The 23088-nt window shown below is 60.9% G+C and carries 23 protein-coding genes; 16 read left to right on the forward strand and 7 right to left on the reverse strand.

Annotation, left to right across the window (positions count from 1 at the left end):
- Positions 1–42: 42 nt before the first annotated feature.
- Entirely contained in the window at positions 43–2232 is a 2190-nt protein-coding gene (locus tag BMY67_RS07180) for a glutamine synthetase III family protein (RefSeq protein ID WP_092769966.1), read from the forward strand.
- Positions 2233–2362: 130 nt separating this feature from the next.
- Here the strand turns inward: BMY67_RS07180 and BMY67_RS07185 are convergent, their stop codons facing one another.
- From BMY67_RS07185 to BMY67_RS07195, 3 genes are all read right to left on the reverse strand, one after another.
- Positions 2363–2782, reverse strand: coding sequence for a hypothetical protein (locus BMY67_RS07185; protein ID WP_092769968.1), 420 nt, complete (start codon positions 2780–2782; stop codon positions 2363–2365).
- A 178-nt stretch (positions 2783–2960) separates the two neighbouring features.
- A complete protein-coding gene (locus BMY67_RS07190; protein WP_092769970.1) occupies positions 2961–3323 on the reverse strand; it encodes a hypothetical protein in 363 nt (120 codons plus the stop codon).
- 120 nt (positions 3324–3443) lie between these two features.
- A complete protein-coding gene (locus BMY67_RS07195) occupies positions 3444–3944 on the reverse strand; it encodes a hypothetical protein (protein WP_092769972.1) in 501 nt (166 codons plus the stop codon).
- 148 nt (positions 3945–4092) lie between these two features.
- Between BMY67_RS07195 and BMY67_RS07200 the strand changes: the two genes are divergently transcribed.
- From BMY67_RS07200 to ispG, 3 genes are all read left to right on the forward strand, one after another.
- On the forward strand, positions 4093–5067 hold the full coding sequence (locus tag BMY67_RS07200; protein WP_092769974.1) for an NAD(P)H-quinone oxidoreductase: 975 nt from the start codon (positions 4093–4095) through the stop codon (positions 5065–5067).
- A gap of 106 nt (positions 5068–5173) precedes the next feature.
- Positions 5174–5836, forward strand: a complete 663-nt coding sequence (locus BMY67_RS07205) for an NAD(P)H-binding protein (protein ID WP_245744940.1) — start codon at positions 5174–5176, stop codon at positions 5834–5836.
- A 227-nt stretch (positions 5837–6063) separates the two neighbouring features.
- Positions 6064–8136 (forward strand): (E)-4-hydroxy-3-methylbut-2-enyl-diphosphate synthase, encoded by a 2073-nt coding sequence (ispG, locus tag BMY67_RS07210; RefSeq protein ID WP_092769976.1) that lies wholly within the window; start codon positions 6064–6066, stop codon positions 8134–8136.
- A gap of 5 nt (positions 8137–8141) precedes the next feature.
- Here the strand turns inward: ispG and BMY67_RS18860 are convergent, their stop codons facing one another.
- Complete coding sequence (locus BMY67_RS18860) at positions 8142–8714, reverse strand: DUF6642 family protein (RefSeq protein WP_143069727.1); 573 nt, start codon at positions 8712–8714, stop codon at positions 8142–8144.
- Positions 8715–8769: 55 nt separating this feature from the next.
- Here BMY67_RS18860 and BMY67_RS07215 point away from each other — a divergent pair, with 55 nt between their 5' ends.
- The 8 genes from BMY67_RS07215 (at position 8770) to BMY67_RS07245 (ending at position 13563) form a co-directional block, all read left to right on the forward strand.
- Positions 8770–8988, forward strand: coding sequence for a hypothetical protein (locus BMY67_RS07215; protein WP_092769978.1), 219 nt, complete (start codon positions 8770–8772; stop codon positions 8986–8988).
- Positions 8985–9251 (forward strand): Txe/YoeB family addiction module toxin, encoded by a 267-nt coding sequence (locus BMY67_RS07220; protein WP_092769980.1) that lies wholly within the window; start codon positions 8985–8987, stop codon positions 9249–9251. The genes BMY67_RS07215 and BMY67_RS07220 overlap by 4 nt, the downstream gene beginning before the upstream one ends.
- A 58-nt stretch (positions 9252–9309) precedes the next feature.
- The gene (locus BMY67_RS07225) at positions 9310–9975 is read left to right on the forward strand and encodes an NAD-dependent epimerase/dehydratase family protein (protein ID WP_177189735.1); all 666 of its coding nucleotides are present in this window, start codon (positions 9310–9312) and stop codon (positions 9973–9975) included.
- Between the two features lie 289 nt (positions 9976–10264).
- Positions 10265–12034 (forward strand): AMP-dependent synthetase/ligase, encoded by a 1770-nt coding sequence (locus BMY67_RS07230; protein ID WP_092769982.1) that lies wholly within the window; start codon positions 10265–10267, stop codon positions 12032–12034.
- An 89-nt stretch (positions 12035–12123) separates the two neighbouring features.
- On the forward strand, positions 12124–12297 hold the full coding sequence (locus BMY67_RS19300) for a DUF6728 family protein (RefSeq protein ID WP_177189736.1): 174 nt from the start codon (positions 12124–12126) through the stop codon (positions 12295–12297).
- A gap of 320 nt (positions 12298–12617) precedes the next feature.
- Positions 12618–12977, forward strand: coding sequence for an MmcQ/YjbR family DNA-binding protein (locus BMY67_RS07235; protein ID WP_092769984.1), 360 nt, complete (start codon positions 12618–12620; stop codon positions 12975–12977).
- Positions 12978–13007: 30 nt separating this feature from the next.
- Positions 13008–13241 carry a hypothetical protein gene (locus tag BMY67_RS07240; RefSeq protein WP_092769986.1) on the forward strand — a complete coding sequence of 78 codons (234 nt, stop codon included), beginning with the start codon at positions 13008–13010 and terminating at the stop codon, positions 13239–13241.
- Positions 13231–13563: a type II toxin-antitoxin system RelE/ParE family toxin gene (locus BMY67_RS07245; RefSeq protein WP_092769988.1), complete on the forward strand. Its 333-nt coding sequence runs from the start codon at positions 13231–13233 to the stop codon at positions 13561–13563. The genes BMY67_RS07240 and BMY67_RS07245 overlap by 11 nt, the downstream gene beginning before the upstream one ends.
- Positions 13564–13657: 94 nt before the next feature.
- Here BMY67_RS07245 and BMY67_RS07250 read toward each other — a convergent pair whose 3' ends face one another.
- Positions 13658–16648: a leucine--tRNA ligase gene (locus BMY67_RS07250; protein ID WP_092769990.1), complete on the reverse strand. Its 2991-nt coding sequence runs from the start codon at positions 16646–16648 to the stop codon at positions 13658–13660.
- A gap of 188 nt (positions 16649–16836) precedes the next feature.
- Between BMY67_RS07250 and BMY67_RS07255 the strand changes: the two genes are divergently transcribed.
- The 3 genes from BMY67_RS07255 to BMY67_RS07265 all read left to right on the forward strand — a co-directional run bounded on the left by BMY67_RS07255 (position 16837) and on the right by BMY67_RS07265 (position 20635).
- Complete coding sequence (locus tag BMY67_RS07255) at positions 16837–18714, forward strand: SWIM zinc finger family protein (RefSeq protein WP_092769992.1); 1878 nt, start codon at positions 16837–16839, stop codon at positions 18712–18714.
- 264 nt (positions 18715–18978) lie between these two features.
- Positions 18979–20064 carry an AAA family ATPase gene (locus BMY67_RS07260; RefSeq protein WP_092771601.1) on the forward strand — a complete coding sequence of 362 codons (1086 nt, stop codon included), beginning with the start codon at positions 18979–18981 and terminating at the stop codon, positions 20062–20064.
- Positions 20051–20635, forward strand: a complete 585-nt coding sequence (locus BMY67_RS07265) for a hypothetical protein (RefSeq protein WP_092769994.1) — start codon at positions 20051–20053, stop codon at positions 20633–20635. The genes BMY67_RS07260 and BMY67_RS07265 overlap by 14 nt, the downstream gene beginning before the upstream one ends.
- 198 nt (positions 20636–20833) lie before the next feature.
- On the opposite strand, the gene BMY67_RS07270 is transcribed toward BMY67_RS07265, so the two are convergent.
- Together BMY67_RS07270 and BMY67_RS07275 are read right to left on the reverse strand one after the other, a co-directional pair.
- Positions 20834–21520: a spheroidene monooxygenase gene (locus BMY67_RS07270; RefSeq protein ID WP_245744942.1), complete on the reverse strand. Its 687-nt coding sequence runs from the start codon at positions 21518–21520 to the stop codon at positions 20834–20836.
- A 232-nt stretch (positions 21521–21752) separates the two neighbouring features.
- The gene (locus BMY67_RS07275; protein ID WP_092769996.1) at positions 21753–22268 is read right to left on the reverse strand and encodes a pyridoxamine 5'-phosphate oxidase family protein; all 516 of its coding nucleotides are present in this window, start codon (positions 22266–22268) and stop codon (positions 21753–21755) included.
- A gap of 149 nt (positions 22269–22417) precedes the next feature.
- Here BMY67_RS07275 and BMY67_RS07280 point away from each other — a divergent pair, with 149 nt between their 5' ends.
- Positions 22418–23020 (forward strand): acyl carrier protein phosphodiesterase, encoded by a 603-nt coding sequence (locus BMY67_RS07280; protein WP_092769998.1) that lies wholly within the window; start codon positions 22418–22420, stop codon positions 23018–23020.
- Positions 23021–23088: the final 68 nt, after the last annotated feature.

Here is a 23088-nt window from a genome sequence, read left to right on the forward strand (position 1 = left end):
GCGCCTGCTGCCTACACTTTCTGCCTAACCCCTCTGCCCCCGATGGCCATTCTCCGTTTCAAAGCCCTTGAGCAAGTTACCAAGCGCCAGCCGCTGACCGTCGTGAACACCGGGGAACGGCGCTCCGACAGCTTCGGCCGCAACGTCTTCAACCTGGAGGCCATGCGCGCCACCATGCCCGGCGACTATTTCAAAAAGCTGCAGGCCGCCGTCAAGCAGGGCACTCCGGTGGAGCGCAACGTGGCCGACGCCGTGGCCTCGGCCATGAAAACCTGGGCCATGGCCAAGGGTGCCACCCACTACACCCACTGGTTCCAGCCCCTGACGGGCGCCACGGCCGAGAAGCACGACTCGTTCTTCGACCTCAATTCCGACGGCCGGCCGGTCGAAAACTTCAAGGGCTCGGCCTTGGTGCAGCAGGAGCCCGACGCGTCCAGCTTCCCCAACGGCGGCATCCGCAACACGTTCGAGGCCCGCGGCTACACCGCCTGGGACCCCACCTCGCCCGCTTTCCTCATCGAAACCGGCGGGGCCAAAACCCTGTGCATCCCCACCATTTTCGTGGCCTATACGGGCGAGGCGCTCGACTACAAGGCCCCGCTGCTCAAGTCGCTCGATGTGCTCGAAAAAGCCGCCCTCGACGTGTGCCACTACTTCGACAAGGACGTGGCCCGCGTGACCACCACGCTGGGTATCGAGCAGGAATATTTCCTGGTGGATAAGGCCCTGTACGCCGCCCGCCCCGACCTGATGCTGACCGGCCGCACCCTGTTCGGCCACTCCTCGGCCAAGGGCCAGCAGCTCGACGACCACTACTTCGGCTCGATTCCGGCCCGGGTGCACGCCTACATGCTCGACTACGAGGAGGAAGCCAACAAGCTGGGCATTCCGCTGCGCACCCGCCACAACGAGGTAGCGCCCCACCAGTTCGAGTGCGCCCCCACCTTCGAGGAGGCCAACCTGGCCGTCGACCACAACCAGCTGCTGATGGACGTGATGGCCCGCGTGGCCGACAAGCACGACTTTAAAGTGCTGCTGCACGAGAAGCCCTTTGCCGGCGTGAACGGCTCGGGCAAGCACAACAACTGGGCCCTGAGCACCGATACCGGCGTGAATCTGCTCGCCCCCGGCCGCCGGCCCAAGGAAAACCTGCAGTTCCTGGCTTTCTTCATCACCACCATCAAGGCCGTGCACCGCCACGCCGACTTGTTGCGCGCCAGCATCGCCTCGGCCAGCAACGACCACCGCCTGGGCGCCAACGAGGCCCCGCCGGCCATCATGTCGGTGTTCGTGGGCTCGATGCTCGATTCGGTGATGAACGAGCTGGAGCGCACGGCCAAGGTGCCGCTTGATAAGGGCGACAACATCTACCTCAAGCTCGGCATCGATAAGATTCCGGCCATTCTGCTCGACAACACCGACCGCAACCGCACCTCGCCCTTCGCCTTCACCGGCAACAAGTTCGAGTTCCGGGCCGTGGGCTCGTCGGCCAACAGCTCGTCGGCCGTCACCACGCTCAACACCATCGTGGCCGACCAGCTCGTCGAGTTCAAGGCTTCCGTCGATCAGCTGATTGCCGACGGGCGCAAGAAGGAGGTGGCCATTGTGGAGGTGCTGCGCGAGTACGTGATCAGCTCCAAGGCCATCCGGTTCGAGGGCAACGGCTACTCCGACGAGTGGAAGGAGGAAGCCGCGGCCCGGGGCCTGAGCAACGTGCCCACCACGCCCCAGGCCCTCGACGCCATCGTGACGCCCGAGTCGGCCGCGTTGTTTGCGCGCCACCACATATATTCGCCCGTCGAGCTGCACGCCCGCCACGAGATTGTGCTGGAAGACTACATCAAGAAAATCCAGATTGAAGGCCGGGTAATGGGCGATTTGGCCCTCAACCACATCATCCCGACGGCCGTAGCCTACCAGACCAAGCTCGTCAGCAACGTGCGCGGCCTGCGCGAGCTCGGCCTCGACGACGAGTACACCAATGTCACTATGAACACCATCAAGGCCATTTCGCGGCACGTATCCATCATCAAAACCCAGGTGGAGGAGATGGTAAACGCCCGCAAAGCGGCCAACAAAATTACCGACAGCCGCGAGCAGGCCATTGCTTACTGCGACACGGTAAAAGTGCATTTCGACACCATCCGCCGCTCGGCCGACAAGCTGGAGCTGATGGTGGACGATGAGGACTGGCCCCTGGTAAAGTATCGCGAACTGTTGTTCCTGCACTAACACCAGGGCTGGAGTCGGGCCGGAGTTGGGTGGGAATTTTTCTCCGCGCCCCGATCTTAGAAAGGCCGCATCCGGGGGATGCGGCTTTTTTTGTGGAGGTAGGCTAAACCTGCGGAATATTGCTTACAGCTCACGCCGTTTCCCGCTGCGCCTGCCGCAGCCAGGCCCGGGCCTCGTCCACATCCCCGAACATCTTCATCTGGAGCCGGCCGCTAATGCCGATGTGCATGGCCTCGGCCGAAATGGCGGCCAGCGCCTCGGGGCTGACGACGTGGGCGAAGTGGGTGAGGCCCTGGCTGATGGCCCGCGGGGCCCAGTCGGTTACAATCCACTCCACGGCGTGGTCCCAGGGGCCGATAACCTCGCGGTTGTCGTTGAGCAGGTAGGGGCAGGCGTGCTCGCGCAGGGGCGTCAGGCAGGCGTCGGCCCCGGCCACAATGCCGGCATAGGTCTGGTAGCCCACCCAGTTGTTGTACACCCACTCGTTGGCCGGGTCGTAGGCAATGGTGAGGTACACTTTGCCGAAGCCGTTGGTGAGTTCTTGTGTCATGGAGCGGGGAGCAGGACCGTAGGGAGGGCCAGTTCCTCAAAAATGCGGAAATAGTACCAGCCCGCCAAATGCCGGCCACTTAGGCGCTGATGCTTAGCCGCAATAAAGCGCCGTTGGGTTTCAACTACCGCCGCCGCCGGCCACCCGGCGGCTTCAGGCAGAAAGCAGCGGCGCCGGCTCAGGCAAAGGGTACCAGCGCGGCCAGCAGGGTGGTGGTAATGCGGTGCCACTGCGGATAGGGCCAGCTGGTGCCGGGAGTCGTGCCGGCGTGGCCGATGTCGCGGCGGGCGGCGGCCACCCAGCCCAGCAGCACAGCGCGGGCCGGCAGCGGCTGGCCCGAGTGCAGGCCCGCGGGCCATTGATCGGGGGGCCAGGTGTCGAGCAGGTATTCGGCCTGGTCGGCAATGCGGGCTAGGCGGGCGGGGGTATAGGGGTCGGAAGAGGGCAGGTGGCGCACGGTGCGGTACAGTTCCCGCAGGGCGGTTCGGGCGGGCGGAAACCGGGTCGTTCCGTCCGCGGCCAGGGCAGCAGTATCTTTCATGTGGGCCCACTTACGACCCGGTTTCGGCGTTCGGATTTCCCGCAGGGGCATCGAAAAGGAGAAAAAAAAATAAAATTTCTACCCGGAATTATCTGCCCTTTAATCCGGTTTAAGGGCGGCTCAGGCCGACAGCTGCGCGGGCGGCTCGTGGTCGTCGGGCAGCCACTGGGCCCCGGTGCCGTGGTCGGGGGCCAGGCGTTTCCAGGTGGCGGCCCGCAGCTCGTCGAGGCGCCGGAGCGTGTCCTGCACCGTGGCGTGCCGGCCCACTTTCTCGAACAGGCCCGAGCTACGGCCGGCCCGCAGCAGCTGCTCGATTACCAGCGGCAGCACCCAGCCCACTACATTGGAAGCCAGGGCCCCGCGCAGGCCTATTTTCAGCAGCAGGCGGGCCGCCATGCGCTCGAGCAGCAGCGTGCGGGCCACGGGCAGGGCCTTGCCCACCAGAAAATCGCGCACCAGCTCGCCGTTGCCCTGCACCACTTCGGCCCGCAACACGTCCTGCACCGCGTCGAGGGCCGAGCGGGCGGCTTTGCGGAACAGCCGGCCGGTCTGCCAGGCGGCCAGGCGGCCCGTTTGCCCGGCCGCGCGCACAAACCAGGGAACGTGAAGCGGAATTTTCATGGGGTAAGTAAAACAGTAGTCCGGCAGCTGGCGCGGTTTGGGGCCGGGTTCCGGAAGCGCCACGGTACCTAAAAGGGCGTTTCGTGCGTAAAGTTCAGCTTACGCTTCGGCCGGCGCCCGGTTGCCGGCCTTATCTTACTTTATTGCCATGAACGCCATTGTTATCCAGCAGGCCGGTGGGCCCGAAGTTCTCGAACTGCAAACCCGGCCCCGCCCCGGGCCCGGCCCCGGCCAGGTGCTGCTGCGGGTGGCCGCTGCCGGCGTCAACCGTCCCGACGTGTTTATGCGCCAGGGTAAGTACGCCGGCGCCAACGATGCCGCCGGCCTCGTGCCGGGCCTCGAAGTGGCCGGCCACGTGGAAGCCTGCGGCCCCGACGTAAGCCGCTGGCAGCCCGGCGACGCCGTGTGCGCCCTACTGAGCGAGGGTGGCTACGCCGAATATGTGGTGGTAGAGGCCGGTCACTGCCTGCCCGTTCCGGCCGGCCTGAGCCTGACCGAAGCCGCCAGCCTGCCCGAAACGGCCTTTACCGTGTGGCACAACGTGTTTCAGCGCGGCCACCTGCAACCCGGCGAAACCCTGCTCGTGCACGGGGGCAGCAGCGGCATTGGGGTGCTGGCCGTGCAGCTGGCCCACGCCCTGGGCAGCCGGGTGGCCGCCACCGCCGGCTCGGCCGAAAAGTGCGCCGCCGTGGCCCGCCTCGGTGCCGATATCGTCGTCAACTACAAAGAGGAGGACTTCGAAAAAGTGGTGGCCGCTGCCGGCGGGGCCGATGTGGTGCTGGACATGATTGGCGGCGACTACACGCCCAAAAACCTGCGCCTGCTGCGCGACGACGGCCGGCTGGTGTTCATCAACGCCATGCAGGGCGCGCAGGCCGAATTCAACGCCCTCGATGTGATGCGCCGCCGCCTGACCATCACGGGCAGTACCTTGCGGCCCCGCTCGGCCGGGTTCAAGGCGGCCCTGGCCCGGGAAGTGGAGCGCCACGTGTGGCCCGTAGTGGCGGCCGGCGGGCTGCGGCCCGTTATTGAGCGCACGTTCCCGCTGGCCGAGGCCACGGAGGCCCACCGGCTGATGGAGAGCAGCAGCCACATCGGTAAAATCGTGCTGCTGATGGAGTAGGGCCGCATTCGAAACTATTACCCAACGAATGGCGGCGGCTGTCGTTAGCCCTGGAGTGGCTACGGCCGAGCTTGTTTTGTCTTCTGACTTCTAAATCACTCTTTGTATGGATACTGCACTTCTGATTGGGGCTACCGGCCTGGTGGGCGACTACCTGTTGCGCCAGCTGCTCGCCAACGACCAGTTTGAGCACCTCAAAGTTTTCACCCGCCGGCCCACCGGCTACCAGAACCCGCGGCTGGAGGAGCACATCGTGGATTTCGACCAGCCCCGCGACTGGAACCACCTGTTGCAGGGCGACGTGCTGTTTTCGAGCCTTGGCACCACCCTGCGCCAGGCCGGCAGCCAGCAGGCCCAGTACCAGGTCGATTACAGCTACCAGTATCAGGCCGCCAAGGCCGCGGCCGAAAACGGCGTACCGGCCTACGTGCTGATATCCTCGGCCGGGGCCGATGCCGAGGCCCTCATGTTTTACAGCCGCATGAAGGGCGAGCTGGAGCGCGATGTCAAGCGGCTGCCCTTCCAGCGCATCCATATTCTGCAACCGGGCATTCTGGCCGGCTCGCGCACCGAGAAACGCCCGGCCGAAAAGGTGGGCCTATGGCTGGCCACGGCCGCCAGCACCATGCCGCTGCTGCATAGCTACCGGCCCATCCATGCCCGCACCGTGGCCCGCGCCATGCGCCACGCCGCCCTCGACGAAACCCCCGGCGTGCACACCCACACGCTGGAGGAGGTGTTCACGCTGGCAGGAACGAAGGAGGAGTAGGTGAAGTGACTCGGTGAATGAGTGACTCGGTGAATGCGTGAATGAGCGAACCCGCCTGTCATCCTGAGCGCAGCGAAGGCCCTGGATAGAAGCTGACATCAGACTGTAGCTTCTGGATAGGGCCTTCGCTGCGCTCAGGATGACAGGCGGACCCCCGCATTCATCCCAGCACCGCTTACCTTTGTGGTGCCGCGCAACTTTCGGCCGCGGCCCCCGGTTTTCCTTCTATGAACAAGACGTATTGCCCCAGCCTGACCGAGTATAAGCGCCGCCTGAGCCGCGAGGTGAAGATTGGCGACCTGCCGATGGGCGGCCTGAACCCGATTCGGGTGCAGAGCATGACCACCGTGGACACCATGGACACGCTGGGCTCGGTGGAGCAGACCCTGCGCATGGTGGAGGCCGGCTGCGAATACGTGCGCATCACGGCCCCCAGCGTGAAGGAGGCCCAGAATCTGCTCGAAATCAGGAAGGAGCTGCGCCGCCGCGGCTGCACCGTGCCGCTGATTGCCGATATCCACTTCACGCCCAACGCTGCCGAGCTGGCCGCCCGCATCGTGGAGAAAGTGCGCGTAAACCCCGGCAACTACGCCGACAAAAAGAAATTCGACGTTATCGAGTACACCGATAGCAGCTACGCGGCCGAGGTGGACCGCATCCGGGAGCGGTTCCGGCCGCTGGTGCAGATCTGCAAGCAGTACGGCACCGCCATGCGCATCGGCACCAACCACGGCTCATTGTCCGACCGGATATTGAGCCGCTACGGCGATACGCCGCTGGGCATGGTGGAGTCGGCGCTGGAGTTTTTGCGCCTCTGCGAGGAGGAAAACTACTACGACGTGGTGCTGAGCATGAAGGCCAGCAACACCCAGGTAATGGTGCAGGCCTACCGCCTGCTGGTGCAGAAGCTCGACGAGGAGGGCCTGCAACCCTACCCGCTGCACCTGGGCGTAACCGAAGCCGGCGAGGCCGAGGACGGCCGCATCAAGTCGGCCGTAGGCATCGGCACGCTGCTCGAAGACGGCCTCGGCGACACCGTGCGCGTAAGCCTCACCGAAGCCCCCGAAGCCGAAGCCCCGGTGGCTCGCATGCTCATCAACCGCTACACCCATCGGGCGGAGGAAGCCAGTCCTATTTCAGTTGTCAGTTATCAGTTGCCAGTTGTTGGTCAGGAGAGTGATGCTGACAGCGCAAGCAGGAACGGCACTGACAACCAGCAACTATCAACCGACAACTCCCCAATAAATCCATTCCAGTATCACCGCCGCGATACGCACGAGGTGCTCAACTTCGGGGGCCTGAACGTGCCGCGGGTCATTACCGACCTGTCGCGGCTGCCGCGTTTGGAGTACGCCGATTTGCGGGCGGCCGGGCACCTGTACTCGTCGTTTCTCGACAAGTTTCAGATGAGCGATTTGGGCGCCGACTACATCTACACCGGCGAGCGGCCCGTTCCTTTCATGCTGCCCAACGGCCTGCGCGAAATCGTAACGCATACGGCTTGGCTCGATGCTGGCCGTCGTTCCGAGCACTACCCGTTGCTCACCATCGATTCGTACATGGCGGATAACCCGCAGCTGCATCCGGAGCTCAATTTCCTGCTGATGGACCTGGCTACCCTGGATGCGAAGCTGCTGGCGCAGCTACGGACCGAGCGGCGCGTAGTGCTGGTGCTGGAAACCACCAACGTGCACGCCATGCCCGAAATGCGCCAGGCCTTTTTCGCCCTCATCCGAGCCGGCGTGACCTCGCCAGTAGTCGTACGCCGGATTTACTCCATGAATAACCCGGCGCAAACCCAGCTCGACGCCGCCACCGATGTGGGGGGCCTGCTCATCGACGGCCTCGGCGACGGTATCTCGCTCTGCACCGACCTGCTGCCCGCCCACGACCAGGAGGCCCTGCTGCGCGACATCGACGGCTTCAATCAGCTCAGCTTCGGCATCCTGCAGGCGGCCCGCACCCGCATGTCCAAAACCGAGTACATCAGCTGCCCCAGCTGCGGCCGCACCCTGTTCGACTTGCAGGAAACCACCGCCAAAATCCGCCTGCGCACCGACCACCTCAAGGGCGTGAAAATCGGTATCATGGGCTGCATCGTGAACGGCCCCGGCGAAATGGCCGATGCCGATTACGGCTACGTGGGCGTGGGCAAGGGCAAAATCGCCCTCTACCGCGGCCAGGAAGTCATCAAGAAAGCCGTACCCGAAGAGCGCGCCGTGGACGAGCTGATTGAGCTGATGCGCGAAGACGGCAAGTGGGTGGATAAGGAGGTTTTGGAGGAGCCAGTGGCGGGGTAGGTGCCTTAAATGAAGCGAACTTTCAGCTTGGAGAATAGTAATTGGTCTTCACTTGACAACTTCTGCATTCTATTTTTAAAGGAGCCCACTTGTTCATAACGGCATAACTCACTGAAGAAGATCATTTCAAATATGGAAGACTCTATCCAACTTACTTTTGAAGAGTATCCTACTACTAGTGTGGCGTCAGTCTCTTCTTTAAATCTTTCCAGTTGCTTTTGGGAAGCGTAACTACCACAACTGCCGAATAAAACGATGCTGCCTGCTGCTTTTTTGCCTAATGTTTTTGCGATATCATCAAACGATATATATTCCTCATGACTATTGCCATATAGGCCATGACCGCTCCCATGAAAGGCAAAGTACAAGCAGTTCTGGTACACGCTTTTTGAAAATTTTATTTTACTTGCTCTTAAATCATCTTTTAACCTTTCGATTGTCTGACAAAGTTTGAAAGTATAGACAAGCTGTTTGCCTGCCGACAAATAGGCTCGTTCAAGTACGTGTATTAACGGGCGGATACTTAACTCGGAATGATTGTCCCATTCCCCCTCGAAACAATGTATTTTTACTTTCATAGGGGCAATATAAATAGCCGTTTGGTTTTACTTGTAGCTTCAACTCTTAAACCCTATGGAAATCACCTTTGAAGTGCCTGCCGAACGAGTTGCTTTTATGCTGGAAATGCTGCGAAGCCTTTCCTTTGTAAGCAACCCCCGCCCCATTAATCCTGCCGCTGTCGATACTACAGCTTATTTGAGCGCTTCGCCCGCTAATGCCGAGCGGCTACAGCAGGCTTACGAGCAATTTGATGCAGGGCAGCGCGTCGATTTTAGCTTCCCTGCCGAATGACGTATGCCCTGGCTTTCGTGCCGGTGGCGTGGGAAGATTACCAGCACTGGCAGCAAACCGACAAAGCCATCTTGAAACGGCTGCACGCGCTGCTAAAGGAGTTGCAGCGCAACCCACTCACTGGAACTGGTAAGCCGGAGTTACTGAAACACGAGCGAGCCGGCACTTGGTCGCGACGAATTACGGATGAGCACCGGCTGGTATACCGGGTGGAGGGAGAGGCCGTATGGATATTGCAATGCCGGTACCACTACGCCAAATGAGCATTATTCTTGAGAAGAACTCAAGAATCTGATGGTTTGTAGTGCACCCCCTCACCCCATGAAACTACGCGTAATCATCACCGGAGCCACCGGCATGGTGGGGGAGGGCGTGCTGCACGAATGCCTCCAACACCCCGGTGTGGAGCAGGTGCTCAGCATCAGCCGTCGGCCCAGCGGGCACACGCACCCCCGGCTGCGGGAAATCCTGCACGAGAACTTCCTCGACCTCGCGCCCATTGCCGACCAACTTACGGGCTACAATGCCTGCTTCTTCTGCCTCGGCGTGTCGTCGCTGGGGCTTAAGGAGGCCGAGTACAGCCGGCTTACCTATGATTTGACGCTGTACTTCGCCCGCACGCTGCTGGCGCGCAACGGGCCCGACCTCACGTTCTGCTACGTGTCGGGCGCGGGCACTGATGGCACGGGCAAGAGCCGGCAGATGTGGGCGCGGGTGAAGGGGCGCACCGAAAACGAGCTGCGGGACCTGGGCTTCCTAGCGGCATACATGTTCCGGCCGGGCTTTCTGCGGCCCACGCCAGGCCTGTGCAATACGCTGAGCTACTACCGCTACATTGGGTGGCTGTACCCGGCAATGCGTCGGCTGGCCCCGCGCTACTTTGGCACGCTGGCCGGGCTGGGGCAGGCCATGCTGAGCGTGGCGCAACGTGGCTACCCCCGCCCGGTGCTGGAGGTGCCCGACATCGAGCGGCTGGCCCGGCAGTAGGGCAGGAGTTGCGAAGTACAAAGGCGGTCATGCAGAGCGGAGCGAAGCATCTCGCGTGCTAATGTTGCAATGGTAGCTCAACATCAGCACGCGAGATGCTTCGCTCCGCTCTGCATGACCGCCTTTGTACTGATCATCCTTCCGCTCCAACTCTCTGCTCCCAGCCGCTGCCATTGGCGGCCGTAAGCAATAAAATTACGGCTTCTCGGCCCCAGAAAGCGTTGCCTGGTCTGGTTGAGCTATGTTTGTGGTTTGCCGCCGCTCCGTCGCTTTCCCGAATTCCCGCGCCATGACGTTTTTCCGCACCTTCGACTTGCTGGCCCACCTGGCCGAAACCACGCCCCAGGCCGATTGCCTGGTGGAAAAGAAGGACGGCCGCTGGCAGCCGCTGAGCGCCCAACAGGTGCAGCAAAGCAGCGACCAGTTCAGCCTGGGCCTGCGGGCCCTGGGCGTGGGGGCCGGCGACAAAGTGGCTATCATCTGCGCCAACCGGCCCGAGTGGGTGGTGGCCGATATGGGCATTGCCCAGCTCGGGGCCGTGAGCGTGCCCATGTACCCCACCATCACGGTGGAAGACTACCGCCACATTTTTCAGGATGCCGGCGTGCGGGTGGTGCTGGTGCAGGATGCAACGCTGCTGGAAAAAGTGCGGCAGGCCGTGGCCGGGCTGGAGGCAGGCCCCGAGCACCTCGTCACCTTCGACCCCACGCCCGGCGTGCCCTCCTACGCCGACCTGCTAACCCGGGGCGCCGCCGCCGACCCGGCCGCGCTGGCCCCGCTCAAAGCCGCCGTGCAGCCCGACGATTTGCTGACGCTCATCTACACCTCGGGCACCACCGGCCGGCCCAAGGGCGTTATGCTCAGCCACCGCAACATCCTCTTCAACTGCCAGAACCTGCTGACCTACCTGCCGCTGGCACCGGGCTCCAAAACGCTCAGCTTCCTGCCCCTGAGCCATATTTTTGAGCGCACGGCCACCTTCCTGTATCTGCAACTGAAGATGAGCATCTACTACGCCGAGAGCGTGGCGCTCATTGCCGACAACCTGCGCGAGGTGCAGCCCCAGGCCTTCACGACGGTGCCGCGGCTGCTCGAAAAAATCTTCGATAAGATTGTGGCCACCGGCCAGCAGCTGACCGGGGCCAAGCGCACGCTGTTCGACTGGGCTATGCGCCTGGGGCTGCGCTACGACACCCAGCAGGACCAGGGCTGGTGGTGCAACACCCAACTGGCGCTGGCCAACAAGCTGGTGTTCAGCAAGTGGCGCGAAGCCTTGGGCGGCGAGGTGCGCTACATCATCTGCGGCGGGGCGGCGTTGCAGCCCCGGCTGGCGCGGGTGTTCTGGGCGGCCGGCATTCGGGTGATGGAGGGCTACGGCATGACTGAGTCGTCGCCCGTTATTGCCGCCAGCCGGCCCGAGCCGGAGAACAACCTGATTGGGGCCGTGGGGCCGGTGTTGCCCAACGTGGAAGTGAAAATCGCGCCCGACGGCGAAATCCTGACCCGCTCGCCCTCCGTGATGCAGGGCTACTACCACCGCCCCGACCTCACGGCCGAGGCCATCGACGCCGAGGGCTGGCTGCACACCGGTGACATCGGCGAGCTGGTGCAGGGCAAGTTTCTCAAGATTACCGACCGCAAGAAGGAGATGTTTAAGAACGCCAACGGCAAGTACGTGGCCCCCCAGCCCCTGGAATCCAAGCTGTCGGAGTCGCCGCTGGTGGAGCAGGTGATGGTGGTGGGCGAAGGCGAGAAGTACACGGCCGCGCTGCTGGTGCCGGCCTTTGCCGAGCTGCGCACCTGGGCTGCCGGCCAGGGCCTGCCCGCCGAGCTGTCGGACGCGGCGCTGGTGGCCGACGAGCGGGTGCGGCAGCGCTACGACCAGCTGCTGCAAGAAGCCAATACCAACTTCGCCGACTGGGAGCAAATCAAGAAAGTGGCCCTGGTGGCCACCCCCTGGAGCGTAGAATCGGGCGAGCTGACGCCCACGCTGAAAGTGCGGCGCAAGATTATCCGCGAAAATAACAGCACGCAGCTCGAACAGCTCTACCGCGGCTAGTGCCGTGAATAATGCCGCTTTCTGGCTGGCCGGAAAATCTTTTTTTAGTGCCGGGTGTTATCTTTCCGAACCCGCTATTTCTACTTCTGATGCGTAAAAATCTGTTCGACCTCGGCCCCGTGTTCGGTTATTTCTTCCGCAAGAATGACCCCAGCCGGCCCTCCAACTTCAACCTGCGGACCATGCACTTCATCAATAAGCTGAGCATGTCCATGTTCCTGGTGGGGCTTTTGGTGCTCCTGTACCGCTGGTTTATCCGCTAAGCCTGCTACGTTAATCCACCTGTCATCCTGAGCGAAGCGAAGGACCTTATCCCGCAAAGACGACCGTAACAACGACTCGGCTTCACGTGATAAGGTCCTTCGCGTTGCTTAAAAGCTGGGTGAGCTAGTTTTTATAAGCTGCTGAACGATGTAGAGACGAAACATTTTGCGTCTCGTCGTTGCTGATGATGAACGTTTTTACGTCGGTCGTTCAACGACGAGACGCAAAATGTTGCGTCTCTACATCGTACTGATAGACTGGCTGGTTAATTCAAACAGCCACTCAGGATGGCAGCCTGTTTGTTTTCCGAATCAGCCCTATGCACATCGAAGACTTCCGCGACTACTGCCTGCTGAAACCCGGCGCTACCGAGGAAACGCCCTTCGGCCCCGACACGCTGGTGTTCAAGGTGGGCGGTAAGATTTTCGCCCTCACTGACCTCAACACTTTCGCCAGCATCAACCTCAAGTGCGACCCCGAGCGGGCCATTGAGCTACGTGAGCAGCACGAGTTTGTACTGCCCGGCTTCCACATGAACAAGAAGCACTGGAACACGGTGCTCATCGGCACGGGCATTTCGGGCGGGCTGCTGCGCGGGTTGATTGACCACTCCTACGATTTGGTGCGGGCGTCGCTGCCCCGGGCCGTGCGGGAGGAGTTGGATGGGTGGCCTTGGTAGTTGCAGCTAAAATGTCAGTATCTTCGAGTTATGCGCCAGCTAGTAGTAAGAGTACCCGATGAGAAGTATGGTTTCTTGATGGAGCTATTGGGTAATCTGTCGTTTGTTGAAACCGAGCCGGTGAAGCCCGCCGCGCTTCCGGCGCTGACATCCGGGCAGCAGGAACGGGTGGGTGAGCTGCGGGAGGCCCTACAAGAGGTTGAGCGGCATCAGCGGGGAGAGATTCAGCTACGCTCATTGGATGAATTGATTGATGAGCTATAAGATAGTTTTTACCGAGGGATTTTATCGTAAGCTGAAGCCACTCATTAAAAAATATAGCTCTATTAAAAATGACCTGATTCAGTTGCGCGCTGAATTACTGGCAGACCCCACTGCTGGCAATGCGTTAGGGCACAACTGCTACAAAGTGCGCATGCGAATTGGCTCGAAAAACACGGGCAAAAGCGGTGGGGCACGGGTTATTACGTGCGTTAAAATTGTCGATAATCAGATTTTTCTGCTCACGATTTACGATAAAGCCGACCAGGAAAGCATTTCCACGGCGGAGCTGGCAATGCTGCTGGAAGCGGCCGGCCTGCCATAGCCCGAGCCCGTAGCGCGCCGCCTCAACTTCTATCAAAAACAAGCAGCCCACTGGTGTACACCAGTGGGCTGCTTGTTTGGGAGAATGGTTTGCGCTACACCACAATATTCACCATCCGGCCCGGCACCACAATCACCTTCTTTGCCTCCTTGCCCTCGCCGAAACGGGCCAGGATATCGGTGGCGCGCACGGCGGCTTCAATTTCGGCGGCGGTGGCGGCGGCCGGGAACTGGAGCTGCTCGCGCACCTTGCCGTTGACGGCCACCGGGTAGTTCACCGTGTCCTCGACCAGGTACTGCTCGCGGAACTCGGGGTAGGGGGCCTGGCTGATGGAGCCGGGCGCGTGGCCCAGCTCGGCCCACAGCTCCTCGGCCAGGTGCGGGGCGTAGGGCGAGAGCAGCACCACCAGCGGCTCCAGGATGGCCCGCTTGTGGCAGGCTAGGGCCGTCAGTTCGTTGACGGTAATCATCAGGGCGCTGACGGTAGTGTTGAACGAGAACCGCTCGATGTCCTCCTCCACCTTGCGGATGGCCTTGTGCAGGGCCTTCAGCTCGGCGGGCTCGGCCGGGGCGTCGGTTACGGCCAGGGGGCCATCCTGGGGGTGGTAGAGGCGCCAGAGCTTTTTCAGGAAGCCCGCCACGCCGCTCATGCCGTTGGTATTCCAGGGCTTGAACTGCTCCAGCGGCCCCAGAAACATCTCGTACATCCGCAGCGCATCGGCCCCGTAGCGCTCAACTAAATCATCAGGATTAACGACGTTATGTTTGGATTTCGACATTTTTTCGATTTCCCAATCACATAGGTACTCATTGTTTTCGTTTCTGATAAATTCTGCATCCTTGTTCTCAGGTCGCCATGCCTTAAATTTATCAATGTTGAGAATGTCATTCTCAACATAAGAAACTTCTACATGCCTATTAAATACTCCATTGCTAGAGAATCGCACATGATTTAATTGAAGCTTATTTGCAATCTTATCGCCAATATCATTTAACTGTTTTTTGACATATTCAAGTTTGTCTTCACGCACTTGATACGAATCATCTATTAAATCAGATGAAATAAATATTTTTGGAAACTTAGGTTCAGTGTCCCCAGGGTGCCAAGTAGTATCGACACTCATCTGACGAACGAAGCTCGACCGGCCCAATATCATTCCCTGATTAATCAGTTTTTGAAATGGCTCGGGGGCGGTTACCAGGCCCAAATCTTTCAGGAACAGGTGCCAGAAGCGGGAGTAGAGCAGGTGGCCGGTGGCGTGTTCGGCCCCGCCGAGGTAGAGGTCCACGTTCTGCCAATAGGCTTCGGCCTCTTCGCCCACGAACCGCTCGGCGTTGTGCGGGTCCATGTAGCGCAGGTAGTACCAGCTCGAACCCGCCCAGCCGGGCATGGTGCTCAGCTCGTAGTCGTACTGGCCCTTATACTTCCAGTTTTGGGCGCGGGCCAGGGGCGGCTCGCCGGTTTCGGTGGGCTTGTAGGCGTCGATTTCGGGCAGCACCAGCGGCAGGTCGGCTTCGGCCACGCCGTAGGCTACGCCGTCCTTATAGTAAATCGGGATGGGCTCGCCCCAGTAGCGCTGGCGGCCGAAAATGGCGTCGCGGATGCGGTAAGTTACTTTCGGTTCGCCTACGCGGTTGGCCCGCAGGCGCAGGCGCAGCTGCTCGGTGGCCTCGTCGTAAGTCAGGCCCGTGATGAAGCCCGAGTTGATGTAGCGGCCCTCCTTGGTGGGGTCGGCTTGTTGGTCGAGGTTCTGCTGGGCATCCAGAACCTGGCGGATGGGCAGGGCAAAGTGGGTGGCGAACAGCCAGTCGCGCTGGTCGCCGCTGGGCACGCCCATTACGGCGCCGGTGCCGTAGCCGGCCAGCACGTAGTCGGCGGTCCAGACGGGCACGTACTCCAGCGTGAACGGGTTCTGCACATAAAAGCCGGTGGGCGCGCCGCTCACGGTTTTCACGTCGGTCTGCCGCTCGCGCTCCGAGCGGTTGACGGCCGTTTTCACATAGGCCTGCAACTCGCTCCAGGTTCGCGAGGCCGCGGGCGAGTAGTCGGCCTGGGCGGCGGCCCGCTCGCCCAGCGCCAGCGTCAGGTCGAGCTCGGGGGCCAGCACTAGGAAGGTAGCGCCGAAAATGGTGTCGACGCGGGTCGTGAACACCTCGATTTCCTCGGGCTGGGGCTTCATCTCGCCGCTAGCGTCGCGCAAATACACCGGGAAGCGCACGCTCGCGCCCTGGCTTTTGCCAATCCAGTTGCGCTGCATTTCCTTCACGGCGTCAGGCCAGTCGAGCTGGTCGAGGCCGGCGAGCAGGCGGTCGGCGTAGGCGGTGATGCGCAGGTTCCACTGGGGCATCAGCCGGCGCTCGACGGGGAAGCCGCCACGCTCCGAGAGGCCATCTTTTACCTCATCATTGCTGAGGACCGTGCCCAGGCCGGGGCACCAGTTCACGTAGGTGTCCTGCTGATAGGCCAGCCGGTAAGGGTGCACGGCCTGCAAGCGCTGCTTCTCGCTGAAGCTCTGCCACTGCCCGGCCGTAAACTCGTGGCGCTCGGCCTCGTCGCCGGCCGCCCGGATGCCGGCGCTGCCGCTCTGGGCAAACTTGGCCAGCAGGGTTTTCAGCGGCTCGGCTTGGTCCGTGTCGAGGTTGTACCAGCTATTGAACAGCTTGAGGAAAATCCACTGGGTCCACTTGTAGTAGGCGGGGTCGGAAGTGCGGATTTCGCGGCTCCAGTCGTAGCTGAAGCCCAGGGCCGAGAGCTGGCGGATGTAGGTGCTGATGTTCTGCTCGGTGGTAATAGCGGGGTGCTGGCCGGTCTGGATGGCGTACTGCTCGGCGGGCAGCCCGAACGAGTCGAAGCCCATGGGGTGCAGCACGTTGAAGCCGCGCAGCCGCTTGTAGCGGGCCACGATATCGGAGGCAATGTAGCCCAGCGGATGGCCCACGTGCAGCCCCGCCCCGCTGGGGTAGGGAAACATATCGAGCACGTAGTATTTGGGTTTGTCGGAGTGATTATCGGCCTGGAACGTCTGGTGGGCCTGCCAGAAGTCCTGCCATTCCTTCTCGATTTTTTGCGGATTATAGCCGGGCATTCGGTTGGTGTTTTGGGAGGGGGGGGGATTTCGCACGGAGTTAAAAGGAGTTAAAAGGGGAGCTTGGGGAGTTTGACCTCCTTATAAACTCCCCTTTAACTCGTTCTAACTCCGTGCGAAATAACACCCGAACAGGTAAGCGGGCAAAATTACAGAAATTTACCCCCGCCAATCCAACTCCCCAGCCTATGTTCACGCGCCAGAGCCTGAAAGCCGCCGCCAACACGACCAGCTACGAGCGGGGCCAGCAGTATTTCAAGCGGGGCTACGTGGGCAAAATCAGCCGCGAAAACAACACGTTCAAGGCCCGCGTGGAGGGCTCCGAGCGCTACAAGGTGCGGCTTACGGTGGACAAAACGGGCACCAGCTACCGGTGCAGCTGCCCCTACGACTACGACGGCATCTGTAAGCACGCCGTGGCGCTGGGCCTGGCTGTATTGCAAAAGTTCGGCTCGCCGGTTGAACCCCTGCCCATGCCCGACACCAGTGAGCAGGCGCTGCTGCAAGCGTTGTTAGACACGCCCGTTACAACCCAATTGGCGTTCCTGACCAACCTGCTGCGCACCCAGCCTAAGCTGCGGGAACAGTTTCTGCTGCACCTAACACCCGCCGCCGCAACAGTTGCTTCGGTTGCGGCCAGAAGTGTCCCCGCCGCCACCGCCGTCGTCGCCCCGCAAGAGCTGACGAGCATCGAGGAAGTCAGCACCGAAGTGTACGAGGCGCTGGCCGACCTGGTGTTCGACGACGACGCGCTATCGGAGCACACCGATTATTACGGCGACTATCTGGAAGACGAGGGCGACGGCATGCTGGAGCTGGCCGACGGAATCATCGGCGACGTGCTCCGGCCCTTCGCCCGCCTCGTGGCCGGCCACTTGGCCCAGGGCCGCCTGCCCCGCGCCGTGGAAGTCTGGGTTGGCGTGTACGAGGGGGCCACGGCCGCCACCGACCCGGCCGACGACGAGTATAGCCTGTTCAGCTACGAGGGCTACCCGGCGCGGGTGCTCGACTGCTGGGACCGGCTGCTAAACGAGCTGGGAGTGGATGCGCGGCTGAAAAGCACTGACTTCGGCGACGCCAAAACGGAGGCCGCCCTAACGCTGCTGTTCGACCGCTACGCCCCACAAGGCTACCCGCCCGACTACTTCGCCGACCTGCTCAATGACCTGACTCGCGGCCCGGCGGCGGCGCAGCGCGTGCGGGAGCAGCTTGAATCCTCGGGGCGGCCCCTAAGTCCCGATCAAGTACAGGCGCTGCTACACTCGGCCGAAAAGCTGGCCGACGACGCGCTGTGGCTGCGCACCGCCGAAGCCCACGCCGGCCAGGATTTTGGCCTGCTCCAGCGCCTGCTCGACCACTACCGCCAGCACCACGACCAACCCAACCAGCTGCGGCTGCTGCGCCAGCACCGGCAGCAGTTCAGCCCCCGGCTCGACCCCTACATCCTCGAACACCTGGCCCTGGCCGACGCCCCGGACCTGTACCTGGCGGCCCTGGAGCAGCGCTGCCGCAGCACCCAGTCGCTGGCCGACTATGAGCAACTGCGCCCGCACTGGAGCGCGGAGCAGCGGCGGCAGTTCGTGGATGAGCAGGTGGAGCGCCAGCGCAAGGCCTGGGGCGGCGACCCGCGGTTTGGGGCTGAACTGCTGGTGGCCGAAAACCGCGAGCCGGAGCTGCTGGCCTATCTGCTGGCCCACCAGTGGCTGAGAGCCGGCAGTATCCCGGAGCTGCTCACCCGCACGGCCCGCACCCAGCCCGAGGCCACCTTCGACGCCGTAATGGAGCGCACCGAGCAGGCCCTGAATAGCAGCCGGGGCCGCGACGTGTACCAGCGCATCGCCGCCTGGCTGCTGGCCCTCAACGAGTTCGAGGCCCTGCGGCCCCAGGTAGCCCTGTTCGCCACCCACCTCTACACCGAATACTCCCGCCTGAACGCCCTGCGCGAAGAGCTGCGGGCCGCCAAGCTGGTGAAAACCGAGCGGGTTGGCAAAACCTACCGCCTCGTGCCCCCCACCCCCGAAGACGACGAGCTGCGGGAGCTGCTGCGCGACCGGAAGAAACGGTGAGGGGAGGGAGGGGGACACCCATAATTGTGGCGGTTAGGCAACTCTGTATCAAAAACAACTATCAGCATCTCATGGGCGTATTGCCGTACTGCAAGAGCAGTTTCAAGTCGTGGGTGTCACTGGAGGCCTACGGTATAGTGCAGTTCCAGCCCCATAGCCTGAACCCGGCGTAGGCACAGTTTATCATCAATCAATAGCAAGGTGCCGGTTAACCCTTTTAAGAACAGAGTGGATTGAGCCACAATTATACCGTAGTTTTGAAATATGCTAAAACGCCTTCATCTCAGGAATTTTACCGTCTTTGCCGAGGCGAATTTTGAGTTTGGTCCAGGCCTAAATGTGATTGTTGGGACCAACGGTACCGGGAAAAGCCATGTGCTAAAGGTAGGGTATGCGGGTATTCGTAGTCTGATAGAGAATATTCATGATTGGAATGGATTTAATTCTGATTCGCCGCTTAGCTCTTTAGTGAGAATTTTTCGCCCAGTTCCTGAAGAGCTTTCAGAACTAATCAGGCGTCAGGCAAAGCCAATTCAAGCAATAGTACAGTATGAATTAGAGGATGAGCGCGTAAGTCCTGTTCAATTAATTCTGATGCCTGAATTATCGACAGAATCGCGCTTGGTAATTACTCCTCCATCGTCGCTAAATGAAATTCAGCACGTAAACACAGCACCTGTATTTATTCCTGCGAAGGAGGTTTTTACACAGAGTTGGATGCTTCCTGCTTCTGAGCAACTTAGATTGCGAATAGATGAGACATATCTCGATTTATTGAAACAGCTTAGAGGAATACCTCTAAAACTCATTGAGCCATCCTCCATAGCAGCCATCAACTCTTTATCAACGGTAATTGGTGGCGAAGTAGAGGAAGAAGATGGACGTTACTACCTGTCAGCATCCAAAAATAAGCGGATGGAGATGAACATGGTTGCAGAGGGTCTGCGCAAGTTTGGTACACTACAGAAACTACTGGCAAATGGAAGCCTCTCACCAAAATCTATTCTCTTCTGGGATGAGCCCGAGGCTAATTTAAATCCTGCCTTACTAAGAAAACTAGCAGCTATACTGGCGGAGTTGGCGCGGCAAGGCTTTCAAATTATTCTGGCTACGCACAGTATGAGTTTATTGAAAGAATTCCATATCCTGTCGCGTCAAAAAGATGCCACGCCGCTGCCAATAAAGTATTTCGGTCTGAATGCTGGTCCGGGCGAGGCTACCCGGATAGTTACCTCAGATAATTTCGAGTATCTGCCCGACGTAGTTGCCCTGGAAGCTGAACTGGAGCAAGCAGACGAGTTGGATGAAATTTTTGCCAAGGAAGACCGGGCGCATCATGCAAACCTTTAGAGAGAAAAAGCTGCTATTCGGTTTTCCTGATGACTGGCAAATAACTCACTACGATGTAAATGCTAACCCAGCTGCCAATACCCCAGCCGGGTTCTACCGTCGAATACTGACAAGCGGTGGGGTGAAGCATGTGCAAGCAGTTGACTTTATCTGCCGTTTCCCAGGTGTACCGACAAAGCTCCAGTTTGTTGAAGTGAAGGATGACCGGCTGGATGCGCGGGCGGAAGGAGAGCGTCGCAACCAATTATTTGAGGCCGTAATGAGCAAAAGTGCCAGTACGTTAGCTGGGCTCATTATCGCCGAGCGGCTAGGCGAGCACCTGGATGATGAGTTGCTACGGCCAATGGCTTGTTTGAGCGAACAGCCCATTATCGAAGTTGTCTTGTTCTGGGTAGAGCCGCCGGTCGTAGGCAGTCCGTTACGTCGGGTTGTCAAAAAAGGCGGTAGAACTGGTTTGCAGCAACGTCTCACGTCTAAGCTTCATCAGTGGGGACTGCGCTTCTCCTTATACAACTTAGCGGACGCCGACCGTTTAGCACCGGATTGGCAGGTGAGTGAGCTACAGCCGTAACGTCCCGCATCTGTTCACGAATTCGGTGAACTTATAATGGCGCTGAAGGCCTCATGGCGGTGCCGGGTAGCCATTGGCTCGTCTCGGTTGCACTTTTGGTGCGACAATCAGCATTCAGAGCAAGTTGACGAGGATAGTGAAAATTAGGTGTGGCAGACAACAATTACTGTGGTGTCTTAACAGAGTTAATCTGCTTCATTACAGCTCCAGCCCGTCCCAAACCCCCTCCGTGCTCAGCACCCGGAAACGGGCGAACAGCTCCTCGCCATACCAGTTTTCCTGGCGCGTGAGGCGGATAACTTCCTTGTGCTTTTCGTTGCGGTAGGCGTAGTCCTGCATGGCGCGGGCCGAGTCCCAGAGGCTGACGGTGGCCTGGCGCACGATGGGCAGTTCGCCCAGCCCGATGGCCGCCCTCACCCCCGGCGCGTCGGCGATGGTGGCGCTTACCGGGGCCACGTAGCGCCAGAAGCGGGGCGTTTTCAGCAGCCGGATGGAGGCCCGGGTGAGCACCAGCACCGGCTCATCGAGCGCAGCCGCTTCGGAGGCGTAGCCAAACGGGTCCGTGCCATCCCAGAGGCCGTGCGACTTGACGGGGGCCAGCCGGGCCGTCCAGATAGCGGTGGTGCGCCGCTGATATTGCTGCCAGAGTGGGTGCCGGGCAAAAAACTCATCAGCCGCTTGTTCCGAGTCCCAGACGGCCATGAAACCGTAGCGGCGCAGGTTGGGCAGGGCGCCGAAGCCGTTGGTGGCTCCGCTGCCCAGCAGCTTGGCAAAGCGCAGGCCCGCCACCCGCCGCAGGGGCTGCTGGGCCGTGCCCATCTGGGCGAAACCCCAGCGCCGCTGGTCGGGGAGGAGCGTGATGATGGAAAGGGTAGTGAGGGGCAAAGCAGCGGGGAAGCTAAAGCTGAAAACCAGCTCCCCTCCTCGGAAAGGAGGGGCTGGGGGTGGTTGATGATGGCAGAACACGATAACGGTCGGGGAGTCGTCCAGCGAAAGTCAACCACCCCCAGCCCCTCCTCTGCAAGAAGGGGAGCTAGCACTTAGCTCGTTCTGCCTGGTCAAAGCAACAAAAAAGGGCCGGAATTGCTTCCGGCCCTTTTTCTAAAAACGCAGAAACCTACTTGGCTTCTACTTTGGCGTGTTGGTTAACGTCGTCGGAGTCGCTCTTCTGGCCGGTGGCTACCGAGCGTACGTAGGCGTAGGCGCGGCTGAGCAGGCCGCTGGGCGAATCCCAGTACTCGCCTTTGTCAATCTCCACTTTCAGAATCATGATGTTCGGGTCGTCCTTGCCCTTGGGGAACCAGGCCTTCATATCCTCGCTCCACAGCTCATCGATTTTGGCCTGGTCGCGGTAGGCGTTGCAGCGGCCCGAAACCGACACGTACACGTTGTCGTCGGGGTTGCCGTAGCTCAGGCCTACGTGGCTGTCCTTCTTCACTTCGTATACCTTGGCCGAATCCTTGTCGGTCAGGAAGAGCAGGGAGTTGTCGGGTTCGGGCTTCTGGGTGGCCATCGGGCGGCTGCGCAACGACTTATCCTCGTCGGAGTAAGTCGTCATCATGCAGATGTTGATGTCCTTGATTTTTTCGAGCAGGGTTTTGATGTCGTTCGTTACGGGCGTCTTATCAGCCATGATAGTGCGGGTTTGGGTTGGGGTAAACGATAAAGAGCAAAGCGCCTCCGCAGTAGTTGGGGGCGCAGGGGTAATTACGGCCCGGCTACGGCTGGGGTTGGCCCCGCGGCCCGCATTGCCCGTATTTTACCGACCTTACCCCGTACTCCATGAACTTCCTGGCCCACCTGCTGCTCTCCGGCTCGCCCGGCACCACGCCTCACTACGCTGATGTAGTAGTGGGCAACTTCGCGGCCGAAGCCGTGCGGGGCCGGGCCGGCCTGCTGGCCTACCCCGAACCCGTGCAGCGCGGCATCCGCCTGCACCGCTTCATCGATTCGTTTACCGACGCCCACCCCGTCGTGCGCCGCACCACCGCCCGCCTGCGCGAGGCCGGCCTGGGCAAGTGGGCCGGCGTGGTAGCCGACATGGGCTACGACCACCTGCTGGCCCGCGACTTCGCCCGCTACCACCCCGCCGAGCCGCTACCCGATTTCGCCCAACGCCAGTACGCGCTACTCCACGCCCGCCGCACCGAAATTCCCGAGCGCCTCCAGCCCCTGCTGCACCACATGCGCCAGGGCGACTGGCTGACCGGCTACGCCCACCCCGCGGGCCTGCAACAAGCACTGCTGGGCCTCAGCCGCCGCGTGCCTGCCGGCGCCGTGATGGCCACCGGGGCCGAGGCCTTCCTGGCCGAGCTGGCCGCCTACGAGGCTGATTTCGCGGAGTTCTGGCCGGAGCTGCGGGCGGGAGTGGTAGGGGAGTTGTGAGGACCCCTATGCTTTTGGTTGTCCTACTTCGAGGAATAGTCTACAACCTCACATATACTTAGAATCCT

This window comes from Hymenobacter actinosclerus (genome assembly GCF_900111515.1).
In the GTDB taxonomy this organism is placed as follows: domain Bacteria; phylum Bacteroidota; class Bacteroidia; order Cytophagales; family Hymenobacteraceae; genus Hymenobacter; species Hymenobacter actinosclerus.

Coding starts and splice junctions, on each gene's coding strand:
- BMY67_RS07180 (WP_092769966.1), top strand. CDS start 43: ATGGCCATTCTCCGTTTCAAAGCCCTTGAGCAAGTTACCAAGCGCCAG.
- BMY67_RS07185 (WP_092769968.1), bottom strand. CDS start 2,782: ATGACACAAGAACTCACCAACGGCTTCGGCAAAGTGTACCTCACCATT.
- BMY67_RS07190 (WP_092769970.1), bottom strand. CDS start 3,323: ATGAAAGATACTGCTGCCCTGGCCGCGGACGGAACGACCCGGTTTCCG.
- BMY67_RS07195 (WP_092769972.1), bottom strand. CDS start 3,944: ATGAAAATTCCGCTTCACGTTCCCTGGTTTGTGCGCGCGGCCGGGCAA.
- BMY67_RS07200 (WP_092769974.1), top strand. CDS start 4,093: ATGAACGCCATTGTTATCCAGCAGGCCGGTGGGCCCGAAGTTCTCGAA.
- BMY67_RS07205 (WP_245744940.1), top strand. CDS start 5,174: ATGGATACTGCACTTCTGATTGGGGCTACCGGCCTGGTGGGCGACTAC.
- ispG (WP_092769976.1), top strand. CDS start 6,064: ATGAACAAGACGTATTGCCCCAGCCTGACCGAGTATAAGCGCCGCCTG.
- BMY67_RS18860 (WP_143069727.1), bottom strand. CDS start 8,714: ATGAAAGTAAAAATACATTGTTTCGAGGGGGAATGGGACAATCATTCC.
- BMY67_RS07215 (WP_092769978.1), top strand. CDS start 8,770: ATGGAAATCACCTTTGAAGTGCCTGCCGAACGAGTTGCTTTTATGCTG.
- BMY67_RS07220 (WP_092769980.1), top strand. CDS start 8,985: ATGACGTATGCCCTGGCTTTCGTGCCGGTGGCGTGGGAAGATTACCAG.
- BMY67_RS07225 (WP_177189735.1), top strand. CDS start 9,310: ATGAAACTACGCGTAATCATCACCGGAGCCACCGGCATGGTGGGGGAG.
- BMY67_RS07230 (WP_092769982.1), top strand. CDS start 10,265: ATGACGTTTTTCCGCACCTTCGACTTGCTGGCCCACCTGGCCGAAACC.
- BMY67_RS19300 (WP_177189736.1), top strand. CDS start 12,124: ATGCGTAAAAATCTGTTCGACCTCGGCCCCGTGTTCGGTTATTTCTTC.
- BMY67_RS07235 (WP_092769984.1), top strand. CDS start 12,618: ATGCACATCGAAGACTTCCGCGACTACTGCCTGCTGAAACCCGGCGCT.
- BMY67_RS07240 (WP_092769986.1), top strand. CDS start 13,008: ATGCGCCAGCTAGTAGTAAGAGTACCCGATGAGAAGTATGGTTTCTTG.
- BMY67_RS07245 (WP_092769988.1), top strand. CDS start 13,231: ATGAGCTATAAGATAGTTTTTACCGAGGGATTTTATCGTAAGCTGAAG.
- BMY67_RS07250 (WP_092769990.1), bottom strand. CDS start 16,648: ATGCCCGGCTATAATCCGCAAAAAATCGAGAAGGAATGGCAGGACTTC.
- BMY67_RS07255 (WP_092769992.1), top strand. CDS start 16,837: ATGTTCACGCGCCAGAGCCTGAAAGCCGCCGCCAACACGACCAGCTAC.
- BMY67_RS07260 (WP_092771601.1), top strand. CDS start 18,979: ATGCTAAAACGCCTTCATCTCAGGAATTTTACCGTCTTTGCCGAGGCG.
- BMY67_RS07265 (WP_092769994.1), top strand. CDS start 20,051: ATGCAAACCTTTAGAGAGAAAAAGCTGCTATTCGGTTTTCCTGATGAC.
- BMY67_RS07275 (WP_092769996.1), bottom strand. CDS start 22,268: ATGGCTGATAAGACGCCCGTAACGAACGACATCAAAACCCTGCTCGAA.
- BMY67_RS07280 (WP_092769998.1), top strand. CDS start 22,418: ATGAACTTCCTGGCCCACCTGCTGCTCTCCGGCTCGCCCGGCACCACG.